Source organism: Faecalibacterium prausnitzii (genome assembly GCF_049532945.1).
GTDB classification, from domain to species: Bacteria; Bacillota; Clostridia; order Oscillospirales; family Ruminococcaceae; genus Faecalibacterium; species Faecalibacterium prausnitzii_N.
The window spans coordinates 960,776-979,358 of sequence record NZ_CP186691.1 but is presented as its reverse complement, the minus strand read 5'-3'; the positions used below and the strand labels follow the sequence as shown (position 1 = coordinate 979,358).

The 18,583-nt window shown below is 58.5% G+C and carries 28 protein-coding genes; all 28 read right to left on the bottom strand.

The genetic code is table 11. From position 1 onward, the window contains the following. Positions 1 to 24 precede the first annotated feature (24 nt). Positions 25 to 534, bottom strand: coding sequence for a regulatory protein RecX (locus tag ACNQFG_RS04955; RefSeq protein WP_097774405.1), 510 nt, complete (start codon positions 532 to 534; stop codon positions 25 to 27). Further along, positions 535 to 1,713 (bottom strand): recombinase RecA, encoded by a 1,179-nt coding sequence (gene recA, locus ACNQFG_RS04950; protein WP_423406202.1) that lies wholly within the window; start codon positions 1,711 to 1,713, stop codon positions 535 to 537. A gap of 230 nt (positions 1,714 to 1,943) precedes the next feature. Continuing rightward, positions 1,944 to 2,801, bottom strand: a complete 858-nt coding sequence (prmC, locus tag ACNQFG_RS04945; protein WP_423406201.1) for a peptide chain release factor N(5)-glutamine methyltransferase — start codon at positions 2,799 to 2,801, stop codon at positions 1,944 to 1,946. Next, positions 2,795 to 3,742 carry a DUF1385 domain-containing protein gene (locus ACNQFG_RS04940; protein ID WP_005937952.1) on the bottom strand — a complete coding sequence of 316 codons (948 nt, stop codon included), beginning with the start codon at positions 3,740 to 3,742 and terminating at the stop codon, positions 2,795 to 2,797. Before ACNQFG_RS04940 ends, prmC begins: the two co-directional genes overlap by 7 nt. 62 nt (positions 3,743 to 3,804) lie before the next feature. Beyond that, positions 3,805 to 5,229, bottom strand: a complete 1,425-nt coding sequence (locus ACNQFG_RS04935; RefSeq protein ID WP_120079784.1) for a sensor histidine kinase — start codon at positions 5,227 to 5,229, stop codon at positions 3,805 to 3,807. After that, positions 5,226 to 5,933 carry a response regulator transcription factor gene (locus ACNQFG_RS04930; RefSeq protein WP_423406200.1) on the bottom strand — a complete coding sequence of 236 codons (708 nt, stop codon included), beginning with the start codon at positions 5,931 to 5,933 and terminating at the stop codon, positions 5,226 to 5,228. Before ACNQFG_RS04930 ends, ACNQFG_RS04935 begins: the two co-directional genes overlap by 4 nt. A gap of 95 nt (positions 5,934 to 6,028) precedes the next feature. Continuing rightward, positions 6,029 to 7,333, bottom strand: coding sequence for a hypothetical protein (locus tag ACNQFG_RS04925; RefSeq protein ID WP_423406199.1), 1,305 nt, complete (start codon positions 7,331 to 7,333; stop codon positions 6,029 to 6,031). A gap of 144 nt (positions 7,334 to 7,477) precedes the next feature. Continuing rightward, on the bottom strand, positions 7,478 to 7,819 hold the full coding sequence (rplQ, locus tag ACNQFG_RS04920; protein WP_005921819.1) for a 50S ribosomal protein L17: 342 nt from the start codon (positions 7,817 to 7,819) through the stop codon (positions 7,478 to 7,480). Between the two features lie 23 nt (positions 7,820 to 7,842). Further along, positions 7,843 to 8,802 carry a DNA-directed RNA polymerase subunit alpha gene (locus ACNQFG_RS04915; protein ID WP_044953267.1) on the bottom strand — a complete coding sequence of 320 codons (960 nt, stop codon included), beginning with the start codon at positions 8,800 to 8,802 and terminating at the stop codon, positions 7,843 to 7,845. Between the two features lie 113 nt (positions 8,803 to 8,915). Continuing rightward, the gene (gene rpsD / locus ACNQFG_RS04910; RefSeq protein WP_005937973.1) at positions 8,916 to 9,518 is read right to left on the bottom strand and encodes a 30S ribosomal protein S4; all 603 of its coding nucleotides are present in this window, start codon (positions 9,516 to 9,518) and stop codon (positions 8,916 to 8,918) included. 20 nt (positions 9,519 to 9,538) lie between these two features. Further along, positions 9,539 to 9,949 carry a 30S ribosomal protein S11 gene (gene rpsK / locus ACNQFG_RS04905; RefSeq protein ID WP_005934894.1) on the bottom strand — a complete coding sequence of 137 codons (411 nt, stop codon included), beginning with the start codon at positions 9,947 to 9,949 and terminating at the stop codon, positions 9,539 to 9,541. A 14-nt stretch (positions 9,950 to 9,963) separates the two neighbouring features. Then, the gene (gene rpsM / locus ACNQFG_RS04900; RefSeq protein ID WP_005937976.1) at positions 9,964 to 10,335 is read right to left on the bottom strand and encodes a 30S ribosomal protein S13; all 372 of its coding nucleotides are present in this window, start codon (positions 10,333 to 10,335) and stop codon (positions 9,964 to 9,966) included. Positions 10,336 to 10,417: 82 nt separating this feature from the next. After that, entirely contained in the window at positions 10,418 to 10,531 is a 114-nt protein-coding gene (rpmJ, locus tag ACNQFG_RS04895) for a 50S ribosomal protein L36 (protein ID WP_005921832.1), read from the bottom strand. A gap of 35 nt (positions 10,532 to 10,566) precedes the next feature. Continuing rightward, the gene (gene infA, locus ACNQFG_RS04890; RefSeq protein WP_005937979.1) at positions 10,567 to 10,818 is read right to left on the bottom strand and encodes a translation initiation factor IF-1; all 252 of its coding nucleotides are present in this window, start codon (positions 10,816 to 10,818) and stop codon (positions 10,567 to 10,569) included. A gap of 517 nt (positions 10,819 to 11,335) precedes the next feature. Further along, complete coding sequence (map, locus tag ACNQFG_RS04885) at positions 11,336 to 12,127, bottom strand: type I methionyl aminopeptidase (protein ID WP_097777145.1); 792 nt, start codon at positions 12,125 to 12,127, stop codon at positions 11,336 to 11,338. 2 nt (positions 12,128 to 12,129) lie between these two features. After that, positions 12,130 to 12,762, bottom strand: a complete 633-nt coding sequence (locus ACNQFG_RS04880; protein ID WP_005937991.1) for an adenylate kinase — start codon at positions 12,760 to 12,762, stop codon at positions 12,130 to 12,132. A 119-nt stretch (positions 12,763 to 12,881) separates the two neighbouring features. Next, a complete protein-coding gene (gene secY, locus ACNQFG_RS04875) occupies positions 12,882 to 14,177 on the bottom strand; it encodes a preprotein translocase subunit SecY (protein ID WP_005937994.1) in 1,296 nt (431 codons plus the stop codon). Between the two features lies 1 nt (position 14,178). After that, positions 14,179 to 14,619 carry a 50S ribosomal protein L15 gene (rplO, locus tag ACNQFG_RS04870; protein WP_005934902.1) on the bottom strand — a complete coding sequence of 147 codons (441 nt, stop codon included), beginning with the start codon at positions 14,617 to 14,619 and terminating at the stop codon, positions 14,179 to 14,181. A 20-nt stretch (positions 14,620 to 14,639) separates the two neighbouring features. Further along, positions 14,640 to 14,825, bottom strand: coding sequence for a 50S ribosomal protein L30 (gene rpmD / locus ACNQFG_RS04865; RefSeq protein WP_005934904.1), 186 nt, complete (start codon positions 14,823 to 14,825; stop codon positions 14,640 to 14,642). Positions 14,826 to 14,839: 14 nt separating this feature from the next. Then, positions 14,840 to 15,340, bottom strand: a complete 501-nt coding sequence (rpsE, locus tag ACNQFG_RS04860; RefSeq protein ID WP_005937997.1) for a 30S ribosomal protein S5 — start codon at positions 15,338 to 15,340, stop codon at positions 14,840 to 14,842. 19 nt (positions 15,341 to 15,359) lie between these two features. Next, positions 15,360 to 15,719, bottom strand: coding sequence for a 50S ribosomal protein L18 (gene rplR, locus ACNQFG_RS04855; protein ID WP_005938000.1), 360 nt, complete (start codon positions 15,717 to 15,719; stop codon positions 15,360 to 15,362). Positions 15,720 to 15,737: 18 nt separating this feature from the next. Then, entirely contained in the window at positions 15,738 to 16,289 is a 552-nt protein-coding gene (rplF, locus tag ACNQFG_RS04850) for a 50S ribosomal protein L6 (RefSeq protein WP_005938003.1), read from the bottom strand. 17 nt (positions 16,290 to 16,306) lie between these two features. After that, entirely contained in the window at positions 16,307 to 16,705 is a 399-nt protein-coding gene (gene rpsH / locus ACNQFG_RS04845; RefSeq protein WP_005938007.1) for a 30S ribosomal protein S8, read from the bottom strand. Positions 16,706 to 16,815: 110 nt separating this feature from the next. Beyond that, complete coding sequence (locus ACNQFG_RS04840) at positions 16,816 to 17,001, bottom strand: type Z 30S ribosomal protein S14 (protein ID WP_005921866.1); 186 nt, start codon at positions 16,999 to 17,001, stop codon at positions 16,816 to 16,818. A gap of 17 nt (positions 17,002 to 17,018) precedes the next feature. Next, positions 17,019 to 17,564 (bottom strand): 50S ribosomal protein L5, encoded by a 546-nt coding sequence (rplE, locus tag ACNQFG_RS04835; RefSeq protein ID WP_005938011.1) that lies wholly within the window; start codon positions 17,562 to 17,564, stop codon positions 17,019 to 17,021. Between the two features lie 17 nt (positions 17,565 to 17,581). Beyond that, on the bottom strand, positions 17,582 to 17,896 hold the full coding sequence (rplX, locus tag ACNQFG_RS04830; protein ID WP_005934911.1) for a 50S ribosomal protein L24: 315 nt from the start codon (positions 17,894 to 17,896) through the stop codon (positions 17,582 to 17,584). 13 nt (positions 17,897 to 17,909) lie between these two features. Beyond that, on the bottom strand, positions 17,910 to 18,278 hold the full coding sequence (gene rplN / locus ACNQFG_RS04825; RefSeq protein WP_005938014.1) for a 50S ribosomal protein L14: 369 nt from the start codon (positions 18,276 to 18,278) through the stop codon (positions 17,910 to 17,912). Between the two features lie 41 nt (positions 18,279 to 18,319). Then, complete coding sequence (gene rpsQ, locus ACNQFG_RS04820) at positions 18,320 to 18,577, bottom strand: 30S ribosomal protein S17 (protein ID WP_005938017.1); 258 nt, start codon at positions 18,575 to 18,577, stop codon at positions 18,320 to 18,322. Between the last annotated feature and the right edge of the window lie 6 nt (positions 18,578 to 18,583).

Genomic DNA, 18,583 nt, shown 5'->3' with positions numbered 1-18,583 from the left:
TCTTTCTCTTTTGAGGGGTGCTTTTTATTCTTCTTCCGCTCTTTTTATCGCTTCTTTTATGACCGAATACGCAAAGCCGCGGCGCTGCAGGGCGGCCACCACAAGGTCGCGGCGGCCATCGGCCAGCTTTTTCATGTAGCGGCTGCGCACCAGAGCGGCGGCAGCTTCCAGCTCCGGGCTTTCGCCGTCTGCGTCCGGGGCATAGACGCTTTCCAGCGCCTGCTCGATCTGCGCGCCGGAAAGGCCCTTCTGCCGCAGGTTCTGGGCCGCCGCACGGCGGCTCTTGCGGGCGGCAAGCAGGCTGTGTGCCCGGGCTTCGGCATAGCGGTCATCGTTTACGTAATCCAGCTCCACCATCTCAGCCACAGCAGCCGCTGCAGCCTGCTCGGTAAAGCCATAGCACAGCCGTTCATACAGCTGTGCCGAGGACATCTCGCGCGAGGCCAGCGCATCCAGTGCGCGGGCGCGGGCCTTGGCCGGGTCGGCGCACTTTTCTTCTTCCTGCTTCGGGCGGCGGCGTTTATAAAAGGACATTTAGTCCTCCACCATGATATCCAGTTCGCTCTCGCTGCTGCGGGCAGGAGCCTTGACCACCGGCTCCTTGGCATCTGCAGCCTTGGCGGGTTCCTCGGCCTTGGCCGCAGCGCCCTTGCCTGCCGGGCGGCGGGATGCGTACAGCTTATCGGCATTGGCGCGGATCTGGCCCTCGATGTCGTTTGCGATCTCGGGATTGTCCTTCAGAAACTGCTTTGCGTTGTCGCGGCCCTGACCCAGACGGATATCGCCATAGTTGAACCATGCGCCGCTCTTCTGCACGATGCCCAGCTTCACGCCCACATCAATGAGTTCGCTCATCTTGGAAATGCCCTCGCCGAACATGATATCGAACTCTGCCTCACGGAACGGAGGTGCCACCTTATTCTTGACGATCTTGGCGCGGGTGTGGTTGCCGATGAACTGGCCGGAAGAGTCCTTCAGGCCCTCCACGCGGCGGATGTCGATGCGCACCGAGGCGTAATATTTCAGGGCGCGGCCGCCGGTGGTGACCTCCGGGTTGCCGTACATCACGCCCACTTTTTCACGCAGCTGGTTGATGAAGACGCAGACCGTGTTGGTCTTGCCGATGACCGAAGTCAGCTTGCGCATGGCCTGACTCATCAGGCGGGCCTGCAGGCCCACATGGCTGTCGCCCATTTCGCCCTCGATCTCAGCCCTCGGCACCATGGCGGCAACCGAGTCCACCACGATGGCATCGATGGCACCGGAGCGCACCAGTGCTTCGCAGATCTCCATGGCCTGCTCGCCGGTGTCCGGCTGGCTGACCAGCAGATTGTTGATGTCCACGCCCAGCGCTTCGGCATAGGTGGGGTCCAGTGCGTGCTCCACGTCAATGAAGGCTACTTCGCCGCCCTGCTTCTGGGCTTCGGCCAGGATGTGCAGAGCCAGCGTGGTCTTACCACTGGATTCCGGGCCGTACACCTCAATGATGCGGCCGCGGGGCACACCGCCCACGCCCAGAGCCAGATCCAGACCCAGACTGCCGGTGGAAATGGCATCCACCTGCATGGAGGCGTTATCACCCAGCTTCATCACGGCACCCTTGCCGAACTGCTTTTCGATCTGGGCCAGCGCAGTGGCCAGCGCATCCTTTTTGGCCTCCGGCTCGGTCTTCTGGGTCGCGGTGACGACCGTGTTCTGATTCTTTGCTGCCATAGTGTTCTCCTTTGCTGTCCTCTCCCGGCGCGGCTCGTTCCGCCGCCTGCGCGGGGCATTCCGATTCTTTCTCTAATAGTATATCACAAATCCAGAATATTACAACAGGAAGTTGTTTGCTTTTTCGATTATTTTTCCGCTCAAGCTGACCCGCAAGTCGGCGCAAAACCTCGCCCTTTGGCAGGCCGGGCAGGCCCACGCGTCTTGCGGCAGGCAGCCGGGCTTCGCGGTCACTTGCAGGGTTTTCTTGCGGTGACGGCCCGGTCGTTGCCGCCGTAGTCCTTCCGGCAGGCGATCCCGACCCAGCCGTTTGCTTCCAGCAGGGCCGTGACGGCTTCCCGCTGCTGCCAGCCGATCTCCAGCACCAGCGCTCCGCCGGGCCGCAGTGCATTCTGGTAATGCTCTGCAAGGGCACGGTAAAACACAAGGCCGTCCTTTCCTGCTTCCAGCGCCATGGCCGGTTCCTGCGCCACCTCCGGCTGCAGATGCCGCATCTCCTCGGCGGTGAGGTAGGGCGGGTTGGATACGATCAGATCAAGCTGCCCTTCCGGCAGAGTCTCCCAATAAGTGAACAGGTCTCCCTGCACCGGGGTCAGATGCAGCCCATTGGGCAGGCGGGCATTCCGGGTCAGATACGCAAACGCCGCCGGGCTTTTTTCCACGCAGGTCACCTGCGCCGTCGGGCAGAAGCGCTTGATGCCCAGCCCCAAACAGCCGGTCCCCGCGCAGAGATCCAGCACCTTCGGGTGCGGGACGCCCCGCAGCAGTTCAGCGGCGGCCTCGGCCACCACTTCGGTATCGGCACGGGGGCAGAGCACACCGGGCCCCACCGCCAGCTCAAAGTCGAGGAACGGCCAGCTGCCGCAGAGGTATTGCAGCGGCTCACGGTCAGCACGGCGGGCGGTCAGGGCTTCCAGCTGCGCCGCCTGTGCGGCGGTCAGCGGAGCCGTGGCCAGCCGGGCGTCTGCGCCCACCGCCAGCCGGAAGAGTTCGGCGGCATCAAAATCGGCATCGGGGCAGCCCGCCTCGGTGAGCCGGGCCTCCACCTGCCGCAGCGCCGCGCGGGGCAGGATGCCTTCGTTCACCATCTGCCATCCTCCGGGTCCTCGGGCAGCACAGGGGTCACGGCGGCAATAGCCACCTCGATCATGCTGTCGTCCGGTTCAAACACGGTCAGGTGCTGCACCCAGATACCGGGCTGGCGGATGATGCGGGTGGCAATGTTATCGGACCGGCCGCACCACTTGAGCAGCTCATAGCTGATGCCCATGACCAGCGGCAGAAGCAGCAGCTTGAACAGCACCCGCAGACCGATGCTGCCCCACGGCAGCACGCTGTAGAGGAACACGCTGACGATGACCACCAGAATGAGGAAGCTGGTGCCGCAGCGCGGATGGAACCGAGTGTACTTGCGCACATTCTCCACGGTCAGCTCATCACCGGCCTCATAGCAGGCAATGGTCTTGTGCTCGGCACCGTGGTACTCAAACACGCGGTGGATCTCCTTCATCTTGGAGATGGCCACCATATAGGTGAGGAAGATGCCAACTTTCAGCACCGCTTCCAGCACCACCTTGGCCCAGCGGCCCAATGTTACAAAGTGGTTCACGCCGCCCACGATGAGGGTGGGCAGCACGGTGAACAGCAAAATCGCCAGCAGTCCGCCCAGTACGGCGGCACAGGCCAGCAGTGCGTCCTCTGCCTTTTTGCCCAAGTGGTCGCCCACCCATTTTTCAAAGGCAGTCTCTTCCTCTTCGGGGTCGTAGTCGTCACCCATGCTCACCTGAGCCGAGTACATCATGTAGCGGTAGCCCACGATCAGGCTTTCGATCATGGAGATGGCACCGCGCACCAGCGGGATCTTTGTCCAGATGCCGTGGTTCTTCACAGGGTCGATCTTGGTCTCAATGGTGCCGTCCGGCTTGCGCACGGCGCAGCAGATGAGCTTCGGGCCGCGCATCATGATGCCTTCCATCAGCGCCTGCCCGCCGACGCTGGTCTTAAAACGTTCCTTTTTGGGTTGATTCATTGGGTTCTCCTATCGGATCATATTTTTCTCGACCATTTTACCACAGAATTGTGACAAAATCTTCACGCCTTATGGTACAGCGGCAAGCCCAGTGTGACCACTGTGCCGCGGCCCAGCGTGCTCTTGATGTCCATGGTGCCGTCCAGTGCAGTCATGATGGAATCCACCAGCGCAAGGCCGATGCCGCTGCCGCGCACCGAATTGCTGCCCTTGTAGAACTTGGTCTTGACATTCTCAAGGTCTTCCGGCGGGATGCCGCGGCCCTGATCGATGATCTCCGCAAAAGCCTTGTATTCGCCCGCCCACAGCTTGACCGTGATGCGCCCGCCGGGGGCCGAGTACTTGATGGCGTTGTCCATGATGTTGATGAACACCTGCCGCAGACGGTCCGGGTCGGCATAGACCGGGATCATCTCCTCCGGCTCGGTGTAGCTGAGCACAAGGCCCTCGCGCTGGATGCGTGCTTCACAGAACAGCACCGCATCGGTCAGCTCTGCCACAAGGTCCAGCGGGCGGCAGTCCATACGGATGCGGCCGTTCTGCAGACGGCTGAAATCCAGCAGCTCTTCCACCATGTTGTACAGGCGGCCCGTCTCATTGTTGATGATCTCAAGGCCCTTGCGGTAGTTCTCGTCTGCCGGGTCGTCCAGTGTGCGCAGGGTCTCCACCCAGCCCCGGATGGAGGTGAGCGGCGTGCGCAGCTCGTGAGAGACGGAACTGATGAACTCGTTCTTCATCTTCTCGGTCTCTTCCAGCCCTTCGGCCATCTGGTTGATGGTGCCGCGCAGGCGGTCCACCTCGTCGTGTTCGTTGCCGGTGACCGGCAGGCGCACATCCAGCTCACCCCGGGCGATGCTGGCTGCGGTGCGCTCCACCTGCCCCAGCGGCACCACGATGCTGCGGATGAAGTACAGGCCGGACATCACGGTGAAAGCAAGGATCACCGCCGCGATCACAACACTTACCGCGAGGGCGTTCTTGATCTGCGCTCCCACAAGGGTCAGGCTGGTGACAAGACGCATCGCCGCCACATCCTCGGCGGCATAGGGCACCAGATAACAGGCCGCCATCACCAGCTCGCCGGACTGGGTGCGGTAGACCGCCACACCAAGGCCGTCAGAAGCCTCCTGCGCCTGCTCAAAGTCGATGCCGGTCACAATGCCGTCCGCATTTGTGCCGCTGGAGGACGCAATGACCCCGCCATAGCTGTCCAGCAGCATGAACTCGTATTTGTCCTTATCGGCAAACTGCTCCACCATGCGGCGCAGGGCCACGCTGCGGGTAGCCGCCGTGCTCTGCACCGTATCGCCGGTGTACATTTTCAGCTGGCCGGACACCGAAGAGAACCGCCGGTACATGGTCTGCTGCACGCTGTTATAATAGCTGCGTGTGTAGTTGTACAGGAACATGGTTTCGGCCAGCAGCACCAGCAGCACGGTGATGAGCAGGTTGCCCCGCAGCCACCGGCGGGTGATCCCGCTTCTCATTCTTCCCATCTGTAGCCGTAGCCCCACACAGTAAGGATATGGGTGGGATGGCTGGGTTCATCCTCCACCTTCATGCGCAGACGGCGGATGTTCACATCCACGATCTTCACGTCACCAAAATAGTTCTCGCCCCAGACACCCTTCAGGATCTTCTCGCGCACCAGCGCAATGCCGGGGTTGCGGAAGAACAGCTCCATGATCTGGAATTCCACCTGCGTCAGCTCAATCGGCTGGCCTGCCTTGAGCAGCACACGGCGGTTCTCGTCCAGCACAAATTCGCCGCTGGTGAGCATCCCCAGCGGGTTTTCCTTTTCTTTTTCGTCCCCGCCTGCAGTACGGCCGACGCGGCGGCACAGCGCTTTCACACGGGCCAGCAGTTCGCTTACGCTGAAAGGCTTGGTCATATAGTCATCGGCACCAATAGAAAGGCCGCGGATCTTGTCCTGCTCCTGTCCCTTGGCGCTGAGGATGATAATGCCGATCTTCTGATCGGTGCGGCGGATGGTCTCGCACAGGGAGAAGCCGTTCATGCCCGGCAGCATCACATCCAGAATGGCCGCATCGCAGCCCGGCTTCTTCTCCAGCAGCGGCAGAGCCGCCTCGGCGCTTTCGGCCTCCACAGCCTCCATGCCCGCAAGGCGCAGGTTCAGCGCGATCATCTCGCGGATGTTGGCTTCGTCCTCCACAACAAGTACCTTGACCATCTACAACATGCCTCCGTTCTATTCCGCCCCGGTGTGACCGCGGGGCCGGTCTTTTTTCAATCGATTTCTTTTGGATTACATCCAGTCGGCCAGGCTCAGTTCAGCCGATACAGCGAGCGGGACAGCCGATAGGTCTGGTCCTGGATGACGGCATCCTCGCCCAGCTTCGCCTGCATCTGGCGGGATGCCACGATGCCAAGGCGGGTCCAGCCCGCCGCGCTGGCGCTGGACGGCACCAGCCGCAGGGTGAGCACCAGCTTGTTTTCGTCCACCGTGCGCAGCTCCACCGCATCGTCGATGTCGGCGCTGTCGGTGAGCAGCAGGTTGCCCTCCCACTCCATGGGCAGCTCGATATAGCAGTTGGTCTCTTCGTCCAGCAGCCCGAAGCTTTTTTCCGGGTGCGGGCTGGTATAGTCCATCCACACGATAAAATCCATGCGGCGGCTCTGGCTCATGTTCAGCAGGCCCGCTTCGTCCGGCTGGGTGGGGATCTCCACGATGCCGTCGCCGTCCAGGTCGCGGCTGACGAGGTTCGGCACGTTGCGCAGTGAGGCGCTGTAAAGCGCGCTGGCGCTGATCTGCTCGGCCGGGATCATCTGCTGGCTCTCTTCATCGAAGCGCAGGAGCACTGTGGCCAGATTGTTGCCGGAAATGCCGGTCCAGCCATCCAGCACCAGATAATGCCTGCCGTCCGCACCCACACCCGCCGCCACCGAGGCGCAGCCGGCGAACCGATTGGCGGAAAGGCCCATAACAGCCACCTGCTGGAAGCTGCCCTCTTTATCCACGGTCAGCAGTTCGATCTGCACGCCGCCGTCCTCCAGCGTAGACATCAGGATCAGGTCCTGATTGCCGCCGCCGGTGATATCCTCCACCAGATACTGCTCGTAGGACTGCTCCAGAATGGCGTTCACCTCGCCGTGTTCGTAGGAATAGACGGCCAAATAGCTGTCCCCCTGCGCGGCCAGATAGCCCACCACCAGCTGCACGGCGTTTCCGTCCTGCAACTGCGCCAGCCGGACATTGTCCACCGTGTCAGCCAGACCCTCGATGGTCTGCTGCACCTTCCATGCGCCTGCGGCATCCTTCTGCAAAAAGGCGATGCAGACGTTGGAGGACTGGGCCGTCGTGTAAAGCACGGCGGCATCCTGCCTGCCGTCACCGTCCAGATCCTGCAGCAGGAAAGGCGAAAGCAGGTCGCCCTGCATGGGATATTTGAGCTGTGCGCTCTCCCCCAGCCAGTCGTTCAGGGCACTTTGCAGCGCACCGTAATCGCCCGAAAGACGCGGAGCGCGCAGCAGATCCTCGACCTGCATGTTGTCCGTCATGGGGAAGCTGCACCCGGCAGGCAGCCCCAGCAGGCAGCAGGCCGCAAGCGACAGGAAGTGTCGTCGTTTCAACCGCAGTCCCTCCTCTCTGTGGAAAACTCCCGGCTGCGTATACAGTATTCAGTATAGCACGAATCGCGCCTCCGGGCAACAAAAAACGCCCTCTCCCCGAAGGGAAAGAGCGTTTCGTTACACTGTTTCTACAGTCAGAGCAGATCAGACGAGCTCCAGAACTGCCATCTCAGCTGCGTCGCCGCGGCGAGCGCCGATCTTGATGATGCGGGTGTAGCCGCCGTTGCGGTCAGCGTACTTGGGGCTGATCTCATCAAACAGCTTCTTTGCAACATCTTCCTTGGTGATGTAGGCATAAACCTGACGCTTGGTGTGCAGGTCGCTTGCCTTGCCAAGGCTGATCATCTTCTCGGCCATGGAACGAACGTCCTTAGCGCGAGTGACAGTGGTCTCAATCTTGCCATTCTCTAACAGGTAGGTAACCATAGCGCGCATCATAGCGTTGCGGCTGTCGCTGGTTCTACCGAGCTTTCTGGTACCGGGCATCCCGTTTCACTCCTTAATTATTTTTAGTTATCGTCATCCGTGTTCAGCTTGAAGCCCAGAGAATCCAGCTTTGCCATGACCTCTTCCAGGCTCTTGCGACCGAGGTTGCGGACCTTCATCATCTCGTCCTCGCTCTTGCTGACCAGATCTTCCACCGTGTTGATGCCTGCGCGCTTCAGGCAGTTGAAGGAACGCACGCTCAGATCCAGCTCTTCAATGGTCATTTCCAGAGCCTTTTCCTTGTCGTCGTTGGTCTTCTCCACCATGATCTCAGCGCCGGCTGCCTCATCGGACAGGTTGACGAACAGGTTCAGGTGCTCGGTCAGCACACGGGCAGCCAGAGAAACGGCTTCCTGCGCATTGATCGTGCCATCGGTCCAAACCTCAATGGTCAGCTTGTCATAATCGATCGCCTGGCCAACACGGGTGCTCTCGACGTTGTAGTTCACCTTGAGCACAGGGGTGTAAATGCTGTCAACGGGAAGAGTGTTGATATCGTTCTTCTCGATGATAGCCTGTTTGTTGCGCTCTGCGGGCACATAGCCGCGGCCCTTATCGAAGGTCAGCTCCATGACGAGCTTGCCGCCCTCGCCCAGGGTTGCGATGTGCCACTCAGGGTTCAGAATTTCGATGTCGTCGCCCTGCTTGATGTTGTCAGCGGTGACCTCACAGGGGCCGACTGCCTCAACACGCACTGTCTTCGGACCATCGGTGTACAGCTTTGCAGCAATACCCTTCAGGTTCAGGACAATTTCGGTAACGTCTTCCTTGACGCCCTCAATGGTGGAGAACTCGTGAACCACGCCATCAATCTTGACGCTGGTCACGGCGACACCGGGCAGAGAGGAAAGAAGCACACGACGCAGGCTATTGCCCAGTGTGATGCCAAAGCCACGCTCCAGCGGTTCTGCCACGAATTTGCCGTAGCGGCCGTCCGGGGACAGGCTTGCCGTTTCGATTTTGGGACGTTCAATCTCCATCATATCTATGCCCTCCTTGTCAAACCGGCGCTGCCGCCGGCCCATTATTAAATTCTTTCAAAGAAAAGAATGCGAAAGTGAGCCGTCCACGGGGAAGGCCCAGCCTTCTTAATGGATTACTTGGAGTACAGCTCGACGATGAGGTGCTCTGCGACTTCGTAGTCGATATCGCTGCGCTCGGGCAGCTTTGCGACAACACCCTTCAGAGAACCGGTCTCACGGTTCAGCCATGCGGGCAGAGCAACAACGGGAGCCTCGGGGCCGGTCAGCTTTGCAAACTTTGCAGAGCTGCGGCTGGACTCGCGCACTTCGATCACGTCGCCAGCCTTCACCTGGTAAGAAGGAATGTTGACCTTCTTGCCGTTGACGGTGAAGTGAGCGTGGGACACCAGCTGACGAGCGTCGCGGCGGGTCTGAGCAAAGCCCAGACGGAACACGACGTTGTCCAGACGGCACTCCATGATCTGCAGCAGGTTCTCACCAGTCTTGCCGGGGCGGGCCTCAGCACGCAGGTAAGCATTGTGGAACTGCTTTTCCAGAACGCCGTAGATAAACTTGACCTTCTGCTTCTCCTTCAGCTGAGATGCGTACTCAGACTGCTTCTTGCGCATGTTGCCATTGGAGTTGCGGGTGGTATTCTTCTTTGCATAGCCCATGACCGCAGGAGAAATGCCCAGGGCCTTGCAACGCTTTGCGATAGGCTGCGTATTCTTTGCCATAATTCAATTTCCTCCTTCGATCAGACACGACGGCGCTTCGGGGGACGGCAGCCATTGTGGGGGATGGGAGTCACGTCCTTGATCAGGGTGACTTCCAGGCCGGTAGCCTGCAGCGCACGAATAGCGGACTCACGGCCAGCGCCGGGGCCCTTGACGTAGACCTCAACGGTCTTCATGCCATGCTCGATAGCAACCTTGGCTGCGGTCTCAGCAGCAGACTGGGCTGCGAACGGAGTGCTCTTACGGCTGCCGCGGAAGTTCAGGGAGCCGGAGGAGCACCAGGACACTGCATTACCCTGCAGGTCGGTGATGGTGACAACAGTATTGTTGAAGGTAGACTGGATATGAGCCTGACCAGCAGCAATGTTCTTGCGCTCTTTGCGCTTCATGCGGACATTAGCGCCCTTCTTGGCATTATTTGCACTTGCCATTTCTCAAATCCTCCTTACTTCTTCTTGTTAGCGACAGTGCGCTTGGGACCCTTGCAGGTACGTGCATTGGTCTTGGTACGCTGGCCGCGGCAGGGCAGATTCTTGCGATGGCGGGTGCCACGGAAGGACTGGATCTCAACCAGGCGCTTGATGTCCAGAGCAACGTTGCGGCGCAGGTCGCCTTCAACGATGATGTTAGCCTGATCGATGTAGTCACGGATCTTAGCCTCTTCTTCCAGAGTCAGGTCCTTGACGCGGGTATCGGGGTTGATGCCAGTTGCTTCCAGGATCTTGTTAGCAGTGGTCTGGCCGATACCATAAACGTAGGTGAGACCCACCTGAACGCGCTTCTCGCGGGGCAGGTCAACGCCGGCAATACGTGCCATAGTAGTTTCCTCCAAAAATCATCCCATGTCAGTGTCGGGGTCTGCGCCGGGACTCTACGCACTTGACCCCCAGGCGCCCGAATTAGCCCTGGCGCTGCTTATGCTTGGGGTTCTGGCAGATGACCATCACGCGGCCTTTGCGGCGGATGACCTTGCACTTTTCGCAGATGGGTTTCACGGAAGGCTTGACCTTCATGATGTTGAACCTCCTTTTGGTTGATACCCTGGTGCTTATTTGGAGCGCCAGGTGATGCGGCCCTTAGAAAGATCATAGGGCGACATTTCCACGGTAACCTTGTCCCCGGGCAGGATACGGATGAAATTGGTCCGCAGCTTGCCGGAGATGTGCGCTAAGAGGATGTGACCGCTGGGAGTGAGCTTCCCGGTGTTCTTATCCTCGCTCAACATTTCCACCTTAAAGATGGCGTTGGGCATGGCTTCACGCACAATGCCTTCGATCTCGATAACGTCTTCCTTAGACAAGCTATTTGCCTCCTCATTGGATCTGCTCAGTTTGTCGTTGAACCTGAACCGGTGCCTTTGCCTTGGAACCCTGAAAGCGCTACGGTTTTCACGTGCCTGCGCCCGTTTGACCGCAGCTTGCCGCTTCAGCGTTCTCCAGTTCCAGTGCCGGTCCACAGACGGACAGGCGGCGATGATCGCCACATACTTCATCTTTCGCGGCACAAAATCCGCAAAACGGGCAGAAAATCCCTGTCCGCCGAGGAAGTATCTGGCTTCCACAGCCATTTATAGATTATACACCTTTTGTTGTCAATTTGCAAGAGGTTTTTTCCGTATTTCCGATAAAAAATTCTCGAAATTCAAAAGCTGTCCTTTCTCTCCCCGGTCTTGGTTTTTCTCCACCGCAAAGATGAAACTTTTTCACCAAAAGTTGTCATAATTGCACAAACAGCAGGTCTGTCCCTGCAAAAACGCCGCCTGCGGCGGAGCATTTCTGCTCTTCACAGGCGGCGCTTCTCATATTTCAGGGATCAGCTTACTTCAGGCTGAACTTTTCCGGGTCAAAATCCGGGTCATCCCAGAAGCGGGTCATGATCTCAGTGTGATCCTTCAGGATCGCATTGGAGTGCTCAAAGTGCGCAGCCAGACCACCGTCCTTGGTCTTGACGGTCCAGCCGTCCTTGGACTGGGTGATCTTGCAGTCGTACTGGCAGATCATGGGTTCAATGGCAATGGTCATACCGGGCACAAGGCGCGGGCCGCGGCCCTGATGGCCGTAGTTGGGCACTTCCGGGTCCTCGTGCAGCTCACGGCCGGTGCCGTGGCCCACGAACTCGCGGACGACCGAGAAACCGGCATCCTCGCAGTAGCTCTGCACGGCATAGCCAATGTCGCCGATGCGGTTGCCGGCCACAGCCTGCTCGATGCCCTTATACAGAGCAGCCTTGGTCACGTCCAGCAGGCGCTGTGCTTCCAGATCGACCTTACCCACCGCATAGGTGCAGGCATTGTCGCCGTTGAAGCCATCGATCTTTGCGCCGGTGTCGATGCTGACGATATCACCGGGACGAATGACGATGTCATGCGAAGGGATACCATGGATGATGGTATCGTTCAGGCTGATGCAGGCCGTGCCCGGAAAGCCATACAGACCCTTGAAATTGGGGGTGCCGCCGTGCTTCACGATGAAGTCGTAGATCAGCTTATCCAATTCCCATGTGGTCATACCTGCTTCGATATGCTCACCGCCGTACTTCAGGGCAGCTGCGCTCAGGGCATTTGCCTTGCGCATGCCGTCCAGCTCTTTCGCATTTTTGATCTGAATCACGATTATGCCTCCAAAGCTTTCATGACTTCAGCCGTGGTCTCCTCGATGGAGGGGCAGAACTTGATCTCTGCCAGCTTGCCGCGGGTACGGTAGAACTCCACCAGCGGCTCGGTCTGCTCATGATATGCTTTCAGACGATCCAGCACGGTGGCAGGCTGGTCGTCCTTGCGGATGACGGTCTTGCCGCCGCACAGGTCGCATACACCCTCGACCTTGCTCTTCTTGTTGACGATGTGGTAGCTTGCGCCGCACTTCTCGCAGACGCGGCGGCCGCTCATGCGGTCAACGATCACATTGTCCTCGACCTGCAACTCCAGCACCTTGTCGATGCGGATGCCCATGGTCTCGATGGCCTCGGCCTGAGCGATGGTGCGGGGCACACCGTCCAGGATAAAGCCGTTTGCGCAGTCCGGCTGAGCCAGACGCTCTTTCAGGATGCCGATGATGACCTCATCGGGCACCAGAGCGCCAGCGTCCATAAAGCTCTTTGCCTTCAGGCCCATCTCGGTGCCTTCCTTGACAGCAGCGCGCAGAATGTTGCCGGTGCTGATGGAGGGGATGTTCAGCTTGGCGCAGATGATCTCGGCCTGAGTGCCCTTACCAGCACCAGGTGCGCCCAACAGGATCAGATTCATAGGATCATTCCTTTCCTTTGTTAGAGGATGTAAACTCCAAAAAAGTAAAAAAGCACTGAAAAGTTCGAGCGTACTCTCCTTTCCAGTGCTTTCTCACATCTTAATTATTGTATTGTGGATCAACCAAGGAAGCCCTTGTGGTTGCGCATCGTCATGAAGCTGTCGAGGCTGCGGGTGGTATCAAGTGCCACACCAACCACGATCAGCAGGCTGGTACCGCCCAGCTGGATGCTCATACCGGTCAGGTTGCCCAGAATGATCGGCAGCACAGCCACCGCAGCCAGGAAGATGGCACCGATGAGGGTGATCTTGTTCAGGGTGCGGGTGATGAAATCGCTGGTCGGCTTGCCGGGACGGAAGCCGGGGATCGAGCCGTTGTTGCGGCGCAGATTGTTGGCGATCTCAACGGGGTTGTACTGGATGGCCACATAGAAGTAGTTGAATGCCAGAATCAGCAGCAGGTAGATCACAACATACAGCCAGGAGGTGTAGTTGAAGGTGTGGAAGAATGCATACCACACCGGGTGTGCCTGCTGGTCGATCTGCAGGAAGCTGCCGATGGTGCCCGGGATGGACACCAGAGCCGAAGCGAAGATGATGGGCATAACGCCGCTCATGTTCAGCTTCAGGGGCAGATAGCTGTTCTGACCGCCCATCTGCTTGCGGCCTACCACGCGCTTTGCGTACTGAATGGTGATGCGGCGCTCTGCGTTGGTCATGACGACCACGAAGACCACAGCCACCAGTGCCAGCACGATCAGCAGCGGCAGGAAGAAGTAGTACTGGGGCTTGCCGGACGCTGCCTGAGTCAGCAGACCCTTGACAGAGGTGTACAGCGAAGACCAGTTAGAGACGATCGAAGCAAAGATGATGAGCGAGACACCGTTGCCGATGCCCTTGTCATCGATCTGCTCACCGCACCATGTGATCAGCTGTGCGCCAGCCACAAAGGTTGCGATGATGACGATGGCGGCAAAGATGCCGGCACCGCCGGAAACGTACTTCAGTGCGCCCATATTGCGGATCACGAAGTAGTAGCCGATGCTCATGATCAGAGCGACCACAGCACCTGCGTACCGGTTGATCTGCTGCAGCTTCTGCTGGCCGTCGGCTTCCTTTGCCAGATTTTCCAGCGCGGGAATTGCCACGGTGAGCAGCTGCACAATAATGGAGGCGTTGATATAGGGTGTCACACCTAACGCGAAGAGCGTGCAACGGGCCAGAGCACCACCGCTCATCATGTTCAGATAGGAGAGCATGTCGCCGTTTGCGAACATCTGCGTCAGCGCAGAGCCGGAAACGAACGGAACGGGGATGGCACAGCCCAGACGGTACACCACGAGGATCGCCAGCGTGAACAGGAGACGATTTTTAAGCTCGGGGATCTTCCATGCGTTACGGAATGTCTGGAACACCTTACATCACCTCAGCCTTTCCGCCTGCCTTCTCGATTTTCTCTTTGGCAGAAGCGGAATAGGCTGCGGCCTTCACGGTCAGAGCCTTGGTCAGCTCGCCGTTGCCCAGAACCTTAACGCCGTCCAGAGTCTTCTTGACCAGACCCTTTGCCTTCAGAGCCTCGGTATCGACGACATCGCCGGCATTGAAAGCAGCTTCCAGATCAGCCACGTTGACGATGGCGTACTGGGTAGCAAAGATGTTGTTAAAGCCAACCTTGGGCAGGCGGCGTGCCAGAGGCATCTGGCCGCCCTCGAAACCAGCGTGCTTCACGCCGGAACGGGCCTTCTGGCCCTTGCTGCCGAAGCCGGCAGTCTTGCCATTGCCGGAGCCAATGCCGCGGCCCTTGCGGGTCACAGCCTTGTTTGCGCCGGGAATCGCGTGCAATTCATGAAGTTTCATTATGCGTATACCCCCTGCTATTAGGCTTCGGTGACGCTGAGCATAAAGCCGATCTTTGCGATCTTGCCCTGCGTAGCGGCATTGTCAGGCTGAACGGTAACGTCGCCCGGCTTCTTCAGGCCCAGAGCCTCAGCGGTAGCGATCTGCTTAGCGCCGCGGCCAATCAGGCTCTTCTTCAGCTCGATCTTGAGCATCTTATCTGCCATGGTTTGTTACCTCCTTAACCCAGAATTTCTTTCACGGTCTTGCCGCGCTTCTCAGCGACAGACTCAGCGCTGACCAGGCCGCACAGACCTGCGAAGGTAGCAGAAACAACGTTGATGGGGTTGTTGGAACGCATAGACTTCGCACGGATGTCCTTGATGCCAGCAGCCTCAATGACGGCACGCACAGGGCCGCCGGCGATCATACCGGTACCAGGTGCAGCCGGCTTGAGCAGAACGGCGCCTGCGCCGTACTTGCCGACGATCTCGTGGGGGATGGTGGTGCCCTTCAGGGCAACCTTGTGCATGTTCTTCTTAGCAGCAGCTTCGCCCTTGCGGATTGCCTCAGGCACTTCGCCGGACTTGCCGATGCCGTAACCAATGGTGCCCTTGCCGTCGCCCACGACAACCAGAGCGGCAAACTTCATGATGCGGCCGCCCTTGACAGTCTTGGAAACGCGGTTGATGGAGACAACCTTGGTGATCATGCCGTCGTCTTCACGGTTTCTCATAGCCATAATGTGTTTCCTCCTCTCATTACAGCTTCAGGCCGCCCTCACGGGCGCCATCAGCCAGGGCCTTAACACGGCCATGATAAACGTAGCCACCACGGTCGAACACGACCTCGGTGATGCCCTTTTCCAGAGCCTTTGCTGCGATCTTCTTGCCGATCTCAGCAGCGGCCTCGACGTTGCCGCCGTTGCCGTTGAAGTCCTTGTCCATAGTAGAAGCCGACACCAGAGTCACGCCCTGCTCATCATCGATGATCTGAGCGTAAATGTGCTTGGCGGAGCGGAAAACATCCAGGCGAGGACGTGCTGCGGTGCCGCTGATCTTATTACGAACGCGGCGATGACGACGAAGACGAGCTTCGTTCTTGTCGATCTGCTTAACCATTGTCTTTCACTCCTTACCTTATTTCTTGCCCTTGCCGGCCTTGCCTTCTTTGTGCTTGACAACCTCGCCCTCGTAGCGGATGCCCTTGCCCTTGTAAGGCTCGGGCGGCTTCTTGGCGCGGATCTCGGCAGCATACTGGCCGACCTTCTGCTTGTCAATACCGGTAACGGTGAAGTGGTTGGGATCCTGCCACACGATGGTGCAGTCCTCAGTATCAGGAATGTTCACCTGATGAGAGAAGCCCAGGTTCATGACCAGGTTGGAGCCCTGCTTCTGGCAGCGCAGGCCGACGCCCACGATCTCCAGCTTCTTCTCGTAGCCGTTCACAACACCGTTCACCATGTTGGCGATGTTGGTACGGGTCAGGCCGTGCAGGCTGCGGGCCTGGGGTTCGTCATTGGGGCGGGTAACCAGAACTTCATTGCCCTCGACCTTGACGGTCATCAGGGGATGATAGTTGGAATTCAGGCTGCCCTTGGGGCCCTTGACGGCGACGTGATGTGCTGCCTCATCGACAGTGACAGTAACGCCGGCAGGAATGACGATGGGTTTTCTTCCAATTCTCGACATTGTCTTTTACCCCTTTCTTACCACACGTAGGCCAGGACTTCGCCGCCGACGTGTGCAGCACGTGCAGCCTTATCAGTCATGATGCCCTTAGAGGTGGAAATGATTGCGGTGCCCAGGCCCTTCATGACCTTGGGCATATCCTCGCAGTTGGTGTAGATGCGCAGGCCGGGCTTGGACACGCGGCGCAGACCAGCGATAACGGGCTCGCCGTTAGCCTGATACTTCAGGGTGACAACGATGGTGCCCTGAACGGTGTCGTTCTTGACCTGCATGCCCTTGATGTAGCCCTCGTCAACCAGAATCTGGCAGATAGCCTTCTTCATGTTGGAAGCGGGGATCTCCACAGAAGGGTGTTTGGCAGTGCTAGCGTTGCGGATGCGAGTCAGCAGGTCCGCGATAGGATCAGTAATCTGCATTTGCCACTAACCTCCTTAGATTAGCTCTCGTTTGTTTTATAATGATACCGCCCCGAAACATCGTTGCCCCGGGGCGGATATCCGACAAATTATCCGGCCCTCTGGCTTGATTACCAGGAAGCCTTCTTCACGCCCGGGATCTCGCCCTTGTAGGCCAGCTCACGGAAGCACACACGGCACACGCCGTACTTGCGCAGCACGGAGTGGGGACGGCCGCAGATGCGGCAGCGGGTGTATGCACGGGTAGAGAACTTAGCAGGACGAGACTGCTTCAGCTTCATAGACAGTTTAGCCATTGTAGAAATCTCCTCCCTTAGTTGTTCTCTGCGAACGGAGCGCCCAGAGCCTTCAGCAGCTCCTTGCCCTCTTCGTCAGTCTTGGCAGTGGTGACAAAGCAGACATCCATGCCGCGGACTGCATCGACCTTCTCGAAGTCGATCTCGGGGAAGATGATCTGCTCCTTGATGCCGCATGCAAAGTTGCCGCGGCCATCAAAACCGTTGCCGTTGATGCCGCGGAAGTCGCGGACACGGGGCAGTGCGATGTTGAAGAAGCGATCGACAAACTCATACATACGCTCACCGCGCAGGGTGACCTTGCAGCCGATGGGAGTGCCCTGGCGCAGCTTGAAGTTAGCAACGCTCTTCTTGGCACGGCACACAACTGCCTTCTGGCCAGTGATCTGGCCCAGATCCTTCATGACAGCTTCCAGGATCTTCTCGTTGTCCTTGGCTTCGCCGCAGGCAACGTTGATGACGACCTTGTCCAGCTTGGGGATCTGCATAACGCTCTTGTAACCGAACTTGGAGTTCAGAGCAGGAGCAATTTCATTGACATACTGTTCTTTCAAACGAGCCATTGTTCCTTACTCCTTTCTTACAGCTCAGCGCCGCACTTCTTGCAGACGCGAACCATCTTACCGTCCTTCTCGACGTGGCCCACACGCACGGCCTTGCCGCACTTGGGGCAGATGGGCATGACCTTGGATGCGTACATAGCACCCTCAGCCTTGACGATGCCGCCCTGCTCGCCCTGACGACGAGGCTTGACGTGCTTGGTAACCATGTTCTGGCCCTCAACGATGACCTTGTTCTCAGAGGGGCTGACCTGCAGGACCTTACCAGTGTGGCCCTTGTCCTTGCCGCTGATGATCATAACGTTGTCGCCGGTTTTAACATGAAGATTATTCATTTTTAAAACCTCCTTACAGCGATTCCGGAGCCAGGCTCAGGATCTTGGTGTAGCCGGCATCGCGCAGCTCGCGGGCAACGGGTCCAAAGATACGGGTACCCTTGGGGCTCTTGTCGGCCATAACGATAACGGCGGCGTTCTCATCGAAACGGATGTAGGAACCGTCGTCGCGGCGGACGCCATGCTTGCTGCGCACGATGACAGCCTTCACAACGTCGCCCTTCTTAACGGAGCCGCCGGGGGCTGCCTTCTTGACAGAGCAGACCACGACGTCACCAATGTTTGCGTATCTCTTGCGGGTGCCGCCCAGCACGCGGAAGCACATCAGCTCCTTGGCACCGGTGTTGTCGGCAACTTTGAGATAAGTTTGCATCTGAACCATATCAGATATCTCCTTTCAAACTGTTCAAAGCAGCGGGCAAATTACTTTGCCTTCTCAACGATACGGACCAGGCGCCAGCGCACATCCTTGGACAGGGGGCGGCACTCCATGATCTCAACACGGTCACCGATGCCGCACTCGTTCTGCTCATCACGAGCCTTGAACTTGGCGGTACGCTTCAGGATCTTCTTGTACAGGGGGTGCTGCACGCTATCCTTAACGGCAACCACGATGGTCTTATCCATCTTGTCGGACACGACGACGCCGACGCGGGTCTTTCTCAGATTACGTTCTTCCATCGTTTA

What these genes read in the sequence shown, in the direction of transcription:
- ACNQFG_RS04955 (WP_097774405.1), bottom strand. Translation starts at nt 534, where the DNA reads ATGTCCTTTTATAAACGCCGCCGCCCGAAGCAGGAAGAAGAAAAGTGC.
- recA (WP_423406202.1), bottom strand. Translation starts at nt 1,713, where the DNA reads ATGGCAGCAAAGAATCAGAACACGGTCGTCACCGCGACCCAGAAGACC.
- prmC (WP_423406201.1), bottom strand. Translation starts at nt 2,801, where the DNA reads ATGGTGAACGAAGGCATCCTGCCCCGCGCGGCGCTGCGGCAGGTGGAG.
- ACNQFG_RS04940 (WP_005937952.1), bottom strand. Translation starts at nt 3,742, where the DNA reads ATGAATCAACCCAAAAAGGAACGTTTTAAGACCAGCGTCGGCGGGCAG.
- ACNQFG_RS04935 (WP_120079784.1), bottom strand. Translation starts at nt 5,229, where the DNA reads ATGAGAAGCGGGATCACCCGCCGGTGGCTGCGGGGCAACCTGCTCATC.
- ACNQFG_RS04930 (WP_423406200.1), bottom strand. Translation starts at nt 5,933, where the DNA reads ATGGTCAAGGTACTTGTTGTGGAGGACGAAGCCAACATCCGCGAGATG.
- rplQ (WP_005921819.1), bottom strand. Translation starts at nt 7,819, where the DNA reads ATGCCCGGTACCAGAAAGCTCGGTAGAACCAGCGACAGCCGCAACGCT.
- ACNQFG_RS04915 (WP_044953267.1), bottom strand. Translation starts at nt 8,802, where the DNA reads ATGATGGAGATTGAACGTCCCAAAATCGAAACGGCAAGCCTGTCCCCG.
- rpsD (WP_005937973.1), bottom strand. Translation starts at nt 9,518, where the DNA reads ATGGCAAAGAATACGCAGCCTATCGCAAAGCGTTGCAAGGCCCTGGGC.
- rpsK (WP_005934894.1), bottom strand. Translation starts at nt 9,949, where the DNA reads ATGGCAAGTGCAAATAATGCCAAGAAGGGCGCTAATGTCCGCATGAAG.
- rpsM (WP_005937976.1), bottom strand. Translation starts at nt 10,335, where the DNA reads ATGGCACGTATTGCCGGCGTTGACCTGCCCCGCGAGAAGCGCGTTCAG.
- rpmJ (WP_005921832.1), bottom strand. Translation starts at nt 10,531, where the DNA reads ATGAAGGTCAAGCCTTCCGTGAAACCCATCTGCGAAAAGTGCAAGGTC.
- ACNQFG_RS04880 (WP_005937991.1), bottom strand. Translation starts at nt 12,762, where the DNA reads ATGAATCTGATCCTGTTGGGCGCACCTGGTGCTGGTAAGGGCACTCAG.
- rplO (WP_005934902.1), bottom strand. Translation starts at nt 14,619, where the DNA reads ATGAAACTTCATGAATTGCACGCGATTCCCGGCGCAAACAAGGCTGTG.
- rpmD (WP_005934904.1), bottom strand. Translation starts at nt 14,825, where the DNA reads ATGGCAGATAAGATGCTCAAGATCGAGCTGAAGAAGAGCCTGATTGGC.
- rpsE (WP_005937997.1), bottom strand. Translation starts at nt 15,340, where the DNA reads ATGGCTATGAGAAACCGTGAAGACGACGGCATGATCACCAAGGTTGTC.
- rplR (WP_005938000.1), bottom strand. Translation starts at nt 15,719, where the DNA reads ATGGTTAAGCAGATCGACAAGAACGAAGCTCGTCTTCGTCGTCATCGC.
- rplF (WP_005938003.1), bottom strand. Translation starts at nt 16,289, where the DNA reads ATGTCGAGAATTGGAAGAAAACCCATCGTCATTCCTGCCGGCGTTACT.
- rpsH (WP_005938007.1), bottom strand. Translation starts at nt 16,705, where the DNA reads ATGCAGATTACTGATCCTATCGCGGACCTGCTGACTCGCATCCGCAAC.
- ACNQFG_RS04840 (WP_005921866.1), bottom strand. Translation starts at nt 17,001, where the DNA reads ATGGCTAAACTGTCTATGAAGCTGAAGCAGTCTCGTCCTGCTAAGTTC.
- rplE (WP_005938011.1), bottom strand. Translation starts at nt 17,564, where the DNA reads ATGGCTCGTTTGAAAGAACAGTATGTCAATGAAATTGCTCCTGCTCTG.
- rplX (WP_005934911.1), bottom strand. Translation starts at nt 17,896, where the DNA reads ATGAATAATCTTCATGTTAAAACCGGCGACAACGTTATGATCATCAGC.
- rplN (WP_005938014.1), bottom strand. Translation starts at nt 18,278, where the DNA reads ATGGTTCAGATGCAAACTTATCTCAAAGTTGCCGACAACACCGGTGCC.
- rpsQ (WP_005938017.1), bottom strand. Translation starts at nt 18,577, where the DNA reads ATGGAAGAACGTAATCTGAGAAAGACCCGCGTCGGCGTCGTCGTGTCC.